Annotated in this window: 11 protein-coding genes and 1 pseudogene; all 12 read left to right on the top strand. The window is 40.2% G+C overall.

The window, feature by feature from the left end; all coding sequences use genetic code 11:
• The first annotated feature begins 46 nt into the window (after window positions 1–46).
• Complete coding sequence (locus ACFX4W_RS04330) at window positions 47–4,357, top strand: PolC-type DNA polymerase III (protein ID WP_028410838.1); 4,311 nt, start codon at window positions 47–49, stop codon at window positions 4,355–4,357.
• A 364-nt stretch (window positions 4,358–4,721) separates the two neighbouring features.
• Window positions 4,722–5,192 (top strand): ribosome maturation factor RimP, encoded by a 471-nt coding sequence (rimP, locus tag ACFX4W_RS04325; RefSeq protein ID WP_303524837.1) that lies wholly within the window; start codon window positions 4,722–4,724, stop codon window positions 5,190–5,192.
• Window positions 5,193–5,229: 37 nt separating this feature from the next.
• Window positions 5,230–6,342: a transcription termination factor NusA gene (gene nusA, locus ACFX4W_RS04320; RefSeq protein ID WP_013058839.1), complete on the top strand. Its 1,113-nt coding sequence runs from the start codon at window positions 5,230–5,232 to the stop codon at window positions 6,340–6,342.
• A 13-nt stretch (window positions 6,343–6,355) separates the two neighbouring features.
• Window positions 6,356–6,637, top strand: coding sequence for an RNase P modulator RnpM (rnpM, locus tag ACFX4W_RS04315; protein WP_013058838.1), 282 nt, complete (start codon window positions 6,356–6,358; stop codon window positions 6,635–6,637).
• The gene (locus ACFX4W_RS04310) at window positions 6,637–6,936 is read left to right on the top strand and encodes a YlxQ family RNA-binding protein (RefSeq protein ID WP_280560141.1); all 300 of its coding nucleotides are present in this window, start codon (window positions 6,637–6,639) and stop codon (window positions 6,934–6,936) included. Before rnpM ends, ACFX4W_RS04310 begins: the two co-directional genes overlap by 1 nt.
• Before the next feature lie 22 nt (window positions 6,937–6,958).
• Window positions 6,959–8,827 (top strand): annotated as a pseudogene (gene infB / locus ACFX4W_RS04305) (translation initiation factor IF-2); the annotation flags it as partial.
• Complete coding sequence (locus ACFX4W_RS04300; RefSeq protein ID WP_016765375.1) at window positions 8,824–9,102, top strand: DUF503 domain-containing protein; 279 nt, start codon at window positions 8,824–8,826, stop codon at window positions 9,100–9,102. The pseudogene infB and the gene ACFX4W_RS04300, both read left to right, overlap by 4 nt.
• Before the next feature lie 14 nt (window positions 9,103–9,116).
• A complete protein-coding gene (gene rbfA / locus ACFX4W_RS04295) occupies window positions 9,117–9,482 on the top strand; it encodes a 30S ribosome-binding factor RbfA (protein WP_013058834.1) in 366 nt (121 codons plus the stop codon).
• 92 nt (window positions 9,483–9,574) lie between these two features.
• Window positions 9,575–10,492, top strand: a complete 918-nt coding sequence (truB, locus tag ACFX4W_RS04290) for a tRNA pseudouridine(55) synthase TruB (protein WP_043976518.1) — start codon at window positions 9,575–9,577, stop codon at window positions 10,490–10,492.
• Window positions 10,493–10,520: 28 nt separating this feature from the next.
• Window positions 10,521–11,477, top strand: a complete 957-nt coding sequence (gene ribF / locus ACFX4W_RS04285) for a bifunctional riboflavin kinase/FAD synthetase (protein ID WP_043976521.1) — start codon at window positions 10,521–10,523, stop codon at window positions 11,475–11,477.
• A 149-nt stretch (window positions 11,478–11,626) separates the two neighbouring features.
• Complete coding sequence (gene rpsO, locus ACFX4W_RS04280) at window positions 11,627–11,896, top strand: 30S ribosomal protein S15 (protein WP_013058831.1); 270 nt, start codon at window positions 11,627–11,629, stop codon at window positions 11,894–11,896.
• A gap of 168 nt (window positions 11,897–12,064) precedes the next feature.
• Window positions 12,065–14,191, top strand: a complete 2,127-nt coding sequence (gene pnp / locus ACFX4W_RS04275; protein ID WP_043976524.1) for a polyribonucleotide nucleotidyltransferase — start codon at window positions 12,065–12,067, stop codon at window positions 14,189–14,191.
• Window positions 14,192–14,243 lie beyond the last annotated feature (52 nt).

Raw genomic sequence — 14,243 nt, 5'->3', positions numbered from 1 at the left:
TTATGTTAAAATAGATTGCACTCATTTATAAAAGGAGGCAGAAAACTTGGAAGCACAAACGCTAGGAAAAAAAGAGCGTTTTAAGTTGCTGCTGCAGCAGTTAGAGCTGACGAGTGATCAAATTGTTCCTTACTTTGAAAACGCAGCGATTGAAAAGCTCGTCATTCAGAAAGAACAAAAAAAATGGCATTTCCATTTTTCTTTAGAAGGGTTATTACCTTTTGAGATTTATGAGTTATTCCATGCTCGCATGTCTTCAGCTTTTTCTCATATTGCGAGTGTTTCTTTTTCTATTCAAACCGTTAATAAACAATGTACGGAAGAGCATGTACAGTCATATTGGAAGCATTGTATTGGAGAAATGCAGGGCATATCTCCGCTTTTACAGTCGCTTTTACAAGATCAAATGCCGAGATTGAACGGTGCCAAGTTGATTGTGAACGCACGACATGATGCAGAAGGAACGGCTTTACGTAAAAAGTATAGTCAGTTAATTGCTGATCAGTATGCGTCCTATGGGTTTCCGAACCTTCAGCTAATGACGGAAGTTGTACATTCAGAAGAAGCATTTCAGCAGTTTGTAGAGCAACGAAAACAAGAAGATACAGAAAAAGTATTACAAGCCATCACAGAAATGCAAAATAAAGAAAATGAAAAAAGTGATGGACCAGACCTACCAAAAGGTCCGCTTACAATTGGATATACGATTAAAGACGAGACGGTTCGCCTGGACTCCATTGTAGATGAAGAAAAGCGAATTGCCGTTGAAGGATACGTATTTGATGCAGAAACGAGAGAATTACGAAGCGGACGTACGCTTCTTATTTTTAAAGTGACAGATTATACAAACTCTATTATGGTTAAAATGTTTTCGCGTGACAAAGAAGATATTCCTTTACTTCAAGCGATTAAAAAAGGAATGTGGGTAAAGGTGCGCGGAAGTGTACAAAACGATACATTTGTCCGTGATCTAGTTATGATTGGAAATGATGTTAACGAGATTACCGGTCCCGCTAGACAGGATACAGCGCCTGAAGATGAAAAGCGTGTGGAACTTCACTTGCATACGCCAATGAGTCAAATGGATGCCGTTTCATCTGTTGGGGCTTTAGTCGGACAAGCCAAAAAATGGGGACATCCGGCTGTAGCGATAACTGATCACGCGGTTGCACAGTCGTTTCCTGAAGCGTATGGAGCCGGGAAAAAGAACGGCATTAAAATACTGTACGGAGTGGAAGTCAATTTAGTGGACGACGGCGTACCGATTGCCTATAATCCTCAGCATGTGGATTTGACAGAAGCAACTTACGTAGTATTTGACGTCGAAACAACCGGTTTGTCAGCCGTATACGATACCATTATTGAACTTGCTGCCGTGAAGATGAAAGAAGGCGAAATCATCGATCGATTTGAACGGTTTGCAAATCCTCATCATCCTCTGTCTGCAACAACAATTGAGCTGACGGGTATTACAGATGATATGGTCCAAAATGCGCCTGAAATCTCAGAAGTACTTCGGGATTTTCACGAGTGGATGGGCGACAGTATTTTAGTCGCTCATAATGCAAGCTTTGATATGGGATTTTTAAATATGGGACTGCAAAAAATCGGATTAGAAAAAGCAGCTAACGGCGTTATTGATACGCTTGAACTCGGAAGATTTTTGTATCCGCATATGAAAAACCATCGTTTAAATACTCTTGCTAAAAAGTTTGATATTGAACTTGTGCAGCATCACCGCGCGATTTACGATGCGGAAACAACCGGCTATTTGTTAAATAAAATGCTGAAAGATGCATTTGAACGCGAAATTACGATGCACGATCGCTTAAATGATTATATGGGAGAAGGGAATGCATATCAGCGGGCCCGTCCTTATCATGCGACGCTTTTAGCACAAAACGACGTAGGTTTAAAAAATCTATTCAAACTCGTTTCGATTTCTCATTTAAATTACTTTTATCGAGTTCCGCGAATTCCAAGATCTCAGCTCGACAAATATCGAGAAGGCATCTTGATTGGAACCGCATGTGACCGGGGCGAAGTATTCGAAGGCATGATGCAAAAAGGAATTGATGAAGTAGAAGGAGCAGCTGAATTTTATGATTACATCGAAGTGCAGCCTCCTGACAACTACAAGCACTTAATTGAACTGGATTTAGTGCGGGATGAGAAAGCCTTAAAAGATATTATCAGCAATATTGTGAAGCTCGGTGAAAAGATTGGAAAGCCGGTTGTAGCAACAGGAAATGTTCACTATCTCAATCCTGAAGACAAAATTTACCGAAAAATTTTAATTGGTTCACAAGGCGGGGCTAACCCGTTAAACCGTCATCAGCTGCCGGATGTTCATTTTAGATCAACGGATGAGATGCTGAATTGTTTTTCATTTTTAGACGGGGACAAAGCGAAAGAAATTGTTGTTCATAATACGCAAAAAATAGCGGATATGATTGACGATATTAAACCAATTAAAGATGATTTATATACGCCGAAAATTGAAGGTGCAGACGAAGAAATGCGTGAAATGAGCTATGCGATGGCACGCAGCATCTACGGTGAAGAGCTGCCTGAAGTAGTAGAAGCTCGCCTAGAGAAAGAGTTGAAAAGTATTATCGGCCACGGGTTTGCCGTTATTTACTTGATCTCGCATAAACTCGTTAAAAAATCGTTGAATGATGGTTACTTAGTTGGTTCACGTGGTTCCGTAGGGTCTTCATTCGTTGCGACGATGACAGAAATTACAGAAGTAAATCCACTGCCCCCGCATTATGTTTGTCCAAAATGTAAGAAATCCGAGTTTTTTAATGACGGTTCCGTTGGTTCTGGGTTTGACTTGCCGGATAAAAGCTGCGACGATTGTGGGGTACCATTTATTAAAGACGGACACGATATTCCGTTTGAAACGTTCTTAGGATTCAAAGGAGATAAAGTTCCCGATATCGATTTGAACTTCTCCGGAGAGTATCAGCCGCGAGCTCATAACTATACAAAAGTACTGTTTGGCCAAGATAATGTATACCGCGCGGGAACAATCGGTACAGTAGCTGAAAAAACAGCTTATGGCTATGTAAAAGGCTATGCCGGTGACCGTGATTTACATTTGCGAAACGCAGAAGTGGATCGTTTAGTAGCAGGATGTACGGGCGTAAAACGTACAACGGGTCAGCATCCAGGGGGGATTATCGTTGTACCGGACTATATGGATATTTTCGATTTTTCACCGATCCAGTTTCCAGCTGACGACCGTAATTCCGAATGGAGAACAACTCATTTTGACTTCCATTCGATTCATGATAATTTATTAAAACTTGATATACTCGGACACGATGATCCGACCGTGATTCGCATGCTTCAAGATTTAAGTGGAATTGATCCAAAAACAATTCCGACGGATGACCCTGAAGTGATGAAAATTTTTAGCGGAACGGAATCACTTGGCGTAACAGAAGAGCAAATTATGTGTAAAACAGGAACGCTTGGCATACCGGAGTTTGGAACGCGCTTTGTGCGTCAAATGTTAGAAGATACGAAGCCAACGACGTTTTCAGAGCTTGTTCAAATCTCAGGACTGTCACACGGGACGGACGTATGGCTTGGTAATGCGCAGGAGCTAATTCGCAATGATATTTGCAACTTAAGTGAAGTAATCGGCTGTCGTGATGACATCATGGTTTATCTGATTTATCAAGGTCTTGAACCTTCACTTGCCTTTAAAATTATGGAGTCTGTACGTAAAGGGAAAGGGCTAACACCTGAATTTGAAGAGGAAATGATCAAAAATGGTGTTCCGGACTGGTATATTGATTCTTGTAAAAAGATTAAGTATATGTTCCCTAAAGCCCATGCCGCTGCTTATGTATTGATGGCCGTGCGTATTGCTTATTTCAAAGTGCACCACGCGCTTCTTTATTACGCAGCATACTTTACGGTTCGTGCAGATGACTTTGATATTGATACGATGATCAAAGGCTCAACTGCCATTCGAGCGAAGATGGAAGAAATTAATGCCAAAGGTTTAGATGCATCTCCTAAAGAGAAAAACTTATTAACGGTGCTTGAGCTTTCTTTAGAAATGTGCGAACGAGGCTATTCGTTTAAAAAAGTAGATTTATATGAATCTAGCGCAGACGAATTTTTAATTGACGGCACGTCTTTAGTTCCACCGTTTAATGCCATTCCCGGTCTTGGCACAAATGCAGCGCTGAACATTGTAAAAGCTCGTGAAACGGGAGAGTTTTTATCGAAAGAAGACTTGCAGCAGCGAGGCAAAGTATCGAAGACGATTTTAGAGTATCTAGACAACCATGGATGCCTTGAATCATTACCTGATCAGAACCAGCTTTCTCTTTTCTAACATTTGCATAAAATAAGCGGTTATGATATAGTAATTGTGGAAATGCTAAGGATACGGACGAGAAAGAGTGGGGAAACCCGCTCTTTCTTATTGATATGAACTTACTGACATAGTAAGTAGTATGGAGAACGAATCGGCTTCTAGCATGATTCGTTTTTTCTGTAGATTTTCAATCACCATGATTGATTTATTATGTGACGTTTAAAATCCTGCAACACAAATGACAACATTTCCACTCTAGTAGGTTAGACCTCTTATAGAGTGCAAAATAAAAATAGCAAATAAACCACTCTTTTTTGATATAAGAGACATAAAAAACGCGTAACCTAAACATACCATGCAATGTCTCGAAGGGAGGATTAGAATGAGTAAAAATGTAAAACAAACAGTGGAAGAAATGGTTTCCCCTATCTTAGAGGAAATGAATTTAGAGCTTGTTGAAATTGAATACGTAAAAGAAGGAAAAGATTGGTTTTTACGTGTGTTTATCGACTCTGATACCGGCGTGGATATCGAAGACTGCGGAGCAGTAAGTGAAAAATTGAGTGAGAAAATGGATGCAGTAGATCCAATCCCTCATAACTATTTTTTAGAAGTATCATCGCCTGGTGCGGAACGCCCATTAAAAAAAGATAAAGATTTTGAACGTGCAATTGGTAAGCATGTATACATAAAAACATATGAACCAATTGAAGGTACAAAAGAATTTGAAGGCGAATTACAATCATTTGACGGAGAAACTGTCACATTATCTATTCGTATCAAAACACGCACAAAAACGGTGGTTTTACCATATGACAAAGTCGCTTTTGCTCGATTAGCGATTGTATTTTAATGTGTAGGGGCCAATATTAAAGGGGGATTATCCAACGATGAGCAGTGAGTTATTTGATGCCTTAGTCATTCTTGAAAAAGAGAAAGGCATTAGCAAAGATGTAATTATTGAAGCAATTGAAGCAGCGCTAATTTCTGCTTACAAACGCAACTTTAACCAAGCGCAAAACGTACGCGTTGATTTAAATTTAGAAAGAGGTTCAATGCGCGTGTTTGCTCGCAAAGATGTGGTTGATGAAGTATATGATCCACGCCTGGAAATTTCGGTTGAAGAAGCACAAACAATCAACCCTAACTTCCAACTAGACGATGTGGTTGAAATCGAAGTAACGCCAAAAGACTTTGGACGCATCGCGGCCCAAACAGCAAAACAAGTTGTTACACAGCGTGTTCGTGAGGCGGAACGAGGCGTTATCTATTCAGAGTTCAGCGATCGCGAAGAAGATATTATGACAGGTATTGTTCAGCGTCAAGATTCTCGCTTCATCTATGTGAGCCTTGGCAAAATTGAAGCATTGCTTCCTCAAAGCGAGCAAATGCCAAATGAGCAGTATAAACCTCATGATCGTATTAAAGTGTATATTACGAAAGTAGAAAAAACAACAAAAGGCCCGCAAATCTATGTTTCACGTACGCACCCAGGTCTTTTAAAACGTCTTTTCGAAAAAGAAGTACCGGAAATCTATGACGGTACAGTTGAATTAAAATCAGTAGCTCGCGAAGCTGGAGACCGTTCAAAAATCTCTGTTCATTCTGAGTATGCTGAAGTAGATCCGGTCGGTTCTTGTGTTGGGCCAAAAGGTCAGCGCGTACAGGCTGTTGTAAATGAACTAAAAGGTGAAAAAATTGACATCGTTCGCTGGTCAAATGATCCAGTTGAATTTGTTGCCAACGCTTTAAGTCCATCTAAGGTAGTAGATGTGATTGTAGATGAAAATGAAAAAGCAACAACTGTTATCGTTCCTGACTATCAGCTGTCACTTGCAATTGGTAAACGTGGACAAAATGCACGTCTAGCTGCTAAGCTGACAGGCTGGAAAATTGATATTAAAAGTCAATCAGAAGCTGAACAAGAAGGCATGGTTGTAAAAAACAGCGATGATATGCTAGTAAGTCAACATGCATTTGATTCAGATGAAGATATGGAATAAGAGGTGAGCCAAGGTGAACAATCGTAAAAAAGTCCCGATGCGAAAATGTGTGGCCACTGGAGAAATGAAGCCTAAAAAAGAGCTAGTACGCGTTGTACGCTCAAAAGAAGGCGACGTTTCAGTTGATGTAACGGGTAAAAAGTCCGGGCGCGGAGCTTATGTAAGCAAGGATAAAGAAGCAATTTTATTGGCAAAAAAGAAAAATGTGCTTTCGACACATTTAGGCGCGTCAATAGATGAAGCGGTTTATGAAGAGTTGCTAGCGCTTGTAGAAAAGGAGAAACAGTCACGCTAATGAGTGAACAATGGATCTCCTTTTTAGGGCTTGCAAACCGTGCACGAAAATTGATTTCTGGAGAAGAACTTGTGGTTAGAGAAGTTCGGAAACAAAAAGCAAAGCTAGTACTTTTAGCAAGCGATGCGTCTGAAAACACAAAGAAAAAAGTAACGGATAAATGTTCTTACTATAACGTTTCGGTTAAAATCGTTCCCGATCGCTATACGCTAGGTCAAGCGATTGGTAAAGATGCTCGAGTTGTAGTAGCCGTGATGGACGAGGGATTTGCTAAAAAGCTAGCAACGATGCTCGGTTAATTTTATGGGGGTGAAAGTATTGAATAAAAATACAAAATCAACAGCTAACAAAGGAAACAATAAAGGTAACAAAAAGCCACAGGCACAAAAGTCACAGGCACCAAAAGGTAGACCAGCTCCAGCAGCTGCAAAAGAGTTACCGGAAAAAGTAACGTTTGTCGGAAGCTTAACGGTTTCTGAGTTAGCAAAAGAATTAGGCAAAGAGCCTTCTGAAATTATTAAAAAACTATTTATGCTTGGTGTAATGGCAACAATTAACCAAGAGTTAGATAAAGATTCTATCGAACTAATTGCCGGAGAATACGGTGTAGAAGTTGAAGAAGAAGTAGTGGTAGATGACACTGCTTTTGAATCATTAGAAATCATTGATGACGAAAAAGACCTTCAAGTGCGTCCTCCAGTTGTTACAATCATGGGTCACGTTGACCACGGTAAAACAACGCTTCTTGACTCTATCCGTAACACAAAAGTAACGGCTGCAGAAGCAGGCGGTATCACGCAGCATATCGGTGCTTATCAAGTTGTGGTTGACGAAAAGAAAATTACATTCCTTGATACACCAGGGCATGCTGCATTTACAACGATGCGTGCTCGCGGTGCGCAAGTAACGGATATTACAATCCTTGTTGTTGCAGCAGACGATGGTGTAATGCCTCAAACAATTGAAGCGATTAACCATGCAAAAGCGGCAGAAGTGCCAATTATTGTTGCGGTTAACAAAATGGATAAAGAAGCAGCAAATCCAGATCGCGTTATGCAAGAACTAATGGAGCACGGCCTTGTAGCTGAAGAGTGGGGCGGAGAAACAATCTTCTGTAAGCTTTCAGCCATTTCAGGTGAAGGGATCGATCAATTGCTTGAAATGATTTTACTTGTAAGTGAAGTAGAAGAGTTAAAAGCAAATCCTAACCGTCGTGCAGCAGGTACAGTTGTAGAAGCACAGCTAGATAAAGGCCGTGGGTCTGTAGCAACGCTTCTTGTTCAAACTGGTACACTACGCGTAGGTGATCCAATCGTAGTCGGAAATACGTTTGGCCGCGTTCGCGCAATGGTAAATGATATCGGCCGCCGTGTGAAGGAAGTAGGACCATCTACTCCGGTTGAGATTACTGGCTTAAACGAAGTTCCGTTAGCTGGAGATCGTTTCTTAGTGTTTGAAGATGAGAAAACAGCTCGTCAAATCGGAGAAGCTCGTGCTCAAAAGCAGCTTGAACAACAGCGCGGTGAAAAATCTCGCGTAAGCTTAGATGATTTATTTGAAAAAATTAAACAAGGTGAAATGAAAGACTTAAACCTTATCGTAAAAGCAGACGTACAAGGTTCTGTAGAAGCATTGGCTGCTGCTCTTCAAAAGATTGATGTAGAGGGTGTAAATGTTCGTATTATTCATACGGGTGTAGGTGCGATTACAGAATCCGATATCATTCTTGCAACTGCTTCTAACGCAATCGTTATCGGCTTTAACGTGCGTCCGGATGCTGGAGCAAAACGTACAGCTGACGTAGAAAACGTAGATATTCGTCTTCACCGCATTATTTATAAAGTAATTGAAGAAATTGAATCTGCGATGAAAGGAATGCTTGATCCTGAGTTTGCTGAAAAAATCATCGGTCAAGTGGAAGTACGTCAAACATTCAAAGTATCAAAAGTTGGTACAATCGCAGGAAGTTACGTAACAGACGGTAAAATTACACGTAACAGTGGAATTCGTTTAATTCGTGACGGAATTGTTATCTTTGAAGGTGAAGTAGATGTGCTAAAACGCTTTAAAGACGATGCAAAAGAAGTCGCTCAAGGATATGAGTGTGGTATTACAATTAAAAACTTCAATGATATTAAAGAAGGAGATATTATTGAAGCATATGTAATGGAGCAAATTGATCCTAAATGATTGGACTAGTGGAGTGTGAATGCTTAATTTACAATGCTGCTTCTCTTAAAGAAAAACGTGCCGTGCTTCAGCGCATCTTGATGCGCTTGAAGCAGCGGTTTAACGTATCAGTTTCAGAAACTGATTTTCAAGATGTGTGGCAACGAACAAAAATTAGCATTGTCGCAGTCTCATCTAGCCGTGTCACAACCGAACAAGAACTGCAAAAAGCGCTAAGCTTGATTGATTCTTTTCCAGAGATTGAACGTACCATTACAACTTTTGATTGGTTATAAAAGGGGTGACACAGATGAACATAAGAGCAACTAGAGTCGGAGAACAAATGAAAAAAGAGATGGGCGAGATTTTAAATCGTAAAATCAAGGATCCGCGCATCGGTTTTGTGACTGTAACAGATGTTCAAGTATCAGGCGATTTACAGCAAGCGAAAGTGTATATCTCTGTTTTAGGAGATGCTGAACAGCGTGAGAATACGTTAAAAGGCCTTGCGAAAGCAAAAGGATTTATCCGCTCAGAAATCGGTCAGCGCATTCGCTTACGTAAAACACCTGAAATTACGTTTGAGTTTGATGAATCAATTGATTATGGTAATCGAATTGAATCATTGCTTCATGAAATTAAAAAAGAAAGCGATGACCATCAAGAGAACGAATAAGATCAGTGAATGTAGAAACAAAAAAGGGTGTCTCAAAAGTGGTTTTTGCTTCTGAGACACCCTTTTTTAAATGAAAAGGAGATGAAGAATGAGTGGACGGTGTTTTAATTTTACATAAACCAGCTGGCCTGACTTCGCACGACTGTGTGTTTAAAGTCCGAAAGCTGCTTCGCACTAAAAAAGTAGGGCATACAGGCACATTAGACCCAGATGTTACAGGGGTATTGCCTATTTGTATCGGTAGAGCTACTAAAATTGTAGAGTATCTAACAGGAGCTACTAAAACCTATGAAGGAGAAGTTACACTCGGATTTTCTACAACAACAGAAGATTCTTCCGGAGAGGTTGTAGAAGAAAAGAAAGTAGTGGATTCTTTTTCACGTGCTCAAATCGAAGAAGTGCTGTCTTCGATGACAGGAGAACTTCAGCAAGTGCCTCCAATGTACTCTGCGGTAAAGGTCAAAGGTAAAAAGCTATATGAATATGCAAGGCAAGGAATCGAAGTAGAGCGCCCTGTTAGAACCATTCATATCTATAACTTTGAACTGCTGGACGACCGCGCTATATTTGAGGGAGAACAAATTTCCTTCAAATTCCGCGTAACGTGCAGCAAAGGTACATATGTGCGAACGCTTGCTGTGATGATTGGAGAAGCACTTGGCTATCCGTCTCATATGTCTTATTTGCAGCGAACGGGTTCAGGGCAGTTTTCACTGGAAGATTGTGTGACATTTGAAGATATTGAACGGGCGGTAGAAGAAGAAACGATCAATGAGAAACTGCATTCGATCGAAGAAGCTCTTAATCATTTGCCGAAACTTCAAATTAGTGATACATTAGCAGAGAAAGTGAAAAATGGCGCGGTATTGCCGTGCACAGAAGATGAAGAGTTAAAAAAAGAACCATTCTTTTTAATGATAAATTCAGCAGGCAAGTGCTTAGCAATTTATGCTCAGCACCCAACGAAAAAACATTTAATGAAGCCGGTTAAAGTGTTGGCAATCGACTAGACCGGTTAGGGAAAAGGTGAACTGTGTTTTGGAAACGATTGAAATTCGACATCCACACCACTTTCAACGAGAAGCTGTTCAACAATCAGTGTTAGCGCTTGGTTATTTTGATGGTGTGCATTTAGGGCATCAGCAAGTGATAAATTCAGCAAAACAGTTAGCGGATGAAAAAGGCATAGCTAGTGCTGTGATGACGTTTACTCCTCACCCTTCTGTGGTGCTTGGGCGCAATGTGCAGCACATTGATATGATCACACCACTTCAAGAAAAAAAGAAACTCATTGAGGAAATGGGAATTGACTTTTTATATATCGTTCATTTTGATAAACAGTTTGCAGCACTATTGCCTCAAGAGTTTGTTGATCAGTATATTATTGGCCTGAATGTGCAGCATGTGGTAGCTGGATTTGACTATACGTATGGAAAGTTAGGTAAAGGAACAATGGAAATACTACCATTTCATTCTCGATCAAAATTCACTCAAACAACAATTGATAAGTTAACAAATGGCGAAGAAAAAATTAGTTCAACGCTCATTCGCGAAAATTTAGCAAATGGAGACATGCATCGAGTAAAAGAGCTGCTTGGGCGCTATTATGAAGTGTCAGGTACAGTGACTCATGGAGAAAAGCGAGGCAGGCAAATAGGTTTTCCGACTGCTAACATCGCTTTAGACGATGAGTATTTACTTCCGCGCATCGGCGTGTATGCTGTTGAGCTTCAGCTCCACGGCAAGTGGTATGCAGGAGTATGCAACGTGGGCTATAAGCCGACTTTTCATGATAATTTAGAAAAGCCAACAATCGAAGTCCACTTATTATCATTTGACGAGCAAATCTACGATCAGCACGTAACGGTGAAATGGCACCGAATGATTCGTTCAGAAAAAAAGTTCAGCGGCATCGAAGAGCTTGTCGGTCAGATCTCAAGGGACAAGGAAGAAGCCCTTGCTTATTTTGAAGGAATTCAAAAGCATAAGAAATAAAAAAATATATATAAATAGTTGCTACGACTTGCTTTTTGTTCTAATAAGTAGTAACATAACACTTGTATGTAAAACAACCATTGCTTGGCATTACGATTCACCAACGTTTTGCTCGGTAACTGGGGTTTAATAATAAGGAGGTGAATAGGATGGCTATCACACAAGAGCGTAAAAATGAAATCATTAGTGAGTACAAAACTCATGCGAACGACACTGGTTCTCCAGAAGTTCAAATCGCTGTCCTAACAGAGCAAATTAACAATCTAAACGGTCACTTACGTACTCATAAAAAGGATCACCATTCACGTCGTGGTCTTTTAAAAATGGTAGGTCGACGTCGTAACTTACTTAACTACCTACGTAACAAAGACGTTACTCGTTATCGTGAGTTAATCAACAAACTTGGTTTACGTCGATAATAAGAAGAAAGCGGGAGCATTCCCGCTTTTTTAGTATGTACATTTAAGAAACATTAAAGATGCTACATAATGTGAAAAAAGCTATTGTTTTTGGATATTTCGTTTATAATAAAACTATCACATTTGATTACATACATATTTTATATGTAGAGAGGGGTACTCGTCGATATGGAACAAGAAAAACGAGTGTTCTCCGTAGATCTAGCTGGACGAAAGCTAGAAGTTGAAGTTGGCCAGTTGGCAAAACAAGCAAATGGCGCAGCATTAATCCGCTATGGAGACACAGTTGTATTAAGTACAGCAACGGCTTCAAAAGAGCCTAAAAATGTAGATTTCTTCCCGTTAACAGTAAACTATGAAGAGCGTTTATATGCAGTCGGTAAAATCCCAGGTGGATTCATTAAGCGTGAAGGCAGACCAAGTGAAAAAGCAATCTTGGCTAGCCGTTTAATCGACCGTCCGATTCGTCCTTTATTCGCAGATGGTTTCCGAAACGAAGTTCAAGTTGTCAGCGTTGTAATGAGCGTAGATCAAAACTGTTCTTCAGAAATCGCGGCAATGTTCGGTTCTTCATTAGCATTATCAGTATCTGATATTCCATTTGAAGGTCCTATTGCAGGCGTAATCGTAGGCCGTGTAGACAATGAATTTGTTGTAAACCCAACGGTAGATGAGCTTGAAAAAAGCGATATTCATCTAACGGTTGCTGGTACAAAAGATGCGATCAACATGGTTGAAGCAGGCGCTGATGAAGTACCGGAAGAAGTAATGCTAGAAGCAATTATGTTTGGACACGAGCAAATTAAAAAGTTAATTGCGTTCCAAGAAGAAATTGTAGCAGCAGTAGGCAAAGAAAAAGTAGAAGTTGCGCTTTATACTGTGGATGCTGACCTTGAGCGTCAAGTTCGCGAAATTGCAGAAGGTGACATGAACCGTGCCGTTCAAGTTCAAGAAAAGCATGCGCGCGAAAATGCGATTAAAGAAGTAAAAAGCGCAGTAGCTGCAAAATTTGAAGAGCAAGATGTAGAAGAAGAAGTACTAAATCAAGTGAATGAAATTTTATCGAAGCTTGTTAAAAGTGAAGTGCGTCGCTTGATCACAGAAGAAAAAGTGCGTCCTGATGGCCGTAGTATTGACGAAATTCGTCCACTTTCTTCTGAAACAAACTTGCTTCCTCGTACACACGGCTCTGGATTATTTACGCGTGGACAAACTCAAGCGCTTAGCATCTGTACATTAGGTGCACTTGGCGATGTGCAAATTTTAGATGGTTTAAGTGTAGAAGAATCTAAACGCTTCATGCATCACTATAACTTCCCTTCATTTAGTGTTGGTGAAACTAGACCGATGCGCGGACCGGGTCGTCGTGAAATTGGACATGGTGCGCTAGGTGAACGTGCACTTGAGCCTGTTATTCCAAATGAAAAAGATTTCCCTTATACAATTCGTCTTGTATCTGAAGTATTAGAGTCAAACGGTTCTACTTCACAAGCGAGTATTTGTGCAAGTACGCTTGCAATGATGGATGCTGGGGTTCCCATTAAAGCACCTGTAGCAGGGATTGCCATGGGTCTGATCAAATCAGGTGAACACTACTCGATTCTAACGGACATTCAAGGAATGGAAGATCACCTAGGAGATATGGACTTTAAAGTAGCAGGTACGGAAAATGGAGTAACTGCGCTTCAAATGGATATTAAAATTGACGGGTTATCTCGTGGAATTTTAGAAGAAGCCCTTCAACAAGCAAAAAAAGGCCGTATGCAGATCTTAAATCATATGATGTCAACGATTGCTACGCCTCGTCAAGAGCTTTCTCAATATGCGCCTAAGATCCTTACAATGGCTATTAACCCTGATAAAATTCGTGATGTTATTGGACCAAGCGGCAAGCAAATCAATAAAATCATCGAAGAAACAGGCGTTAAAATTGATATCGAACAAGATGGTACAATCTTCATTTCTTCTATTGATCAGCCAATGAATGAAAAAGCGAAGAAAATTATTGAAGATCTTGTACGCGAAGTTGAAGTCGGCCAAATGTACTTAGGAAAAGTAAAACGAATTGAAAAATTCGGTGCATTTGTAGAAATCTTCAGCGGAAAAGATGGGCTTGTTCACATTTCAGAGCTTGCAGAAGAGCGTATTGGAAAAGTGGAAGACGTTGTATCAATTGGCGACGAGATTCTAGTTAAGGTTATGGAAATTGATAAACAAGGCCGCGTTAACTTATCTCGTAAAGCAATTTTAAAAGAACAAAAAGAAAAAGAAGAAAAAGCAAAAGAAACAAAATAATCTTCTTTTACTACTATATAGATATTGTGAAATCGTCCATACATGAAGAAAA

This window comes from Priestia sp. YIM B13489, from assembly GCF_042787645.1.
GTDB classification, from domain to species: Bacteria; Bacillota; Bacilli; order Bacillales; family Bacillaceae_H; genus Priestia; species Priestia megaterium.
This window is presented reverse-complemented; position numbering and strand designations above follow the sequence as displayed.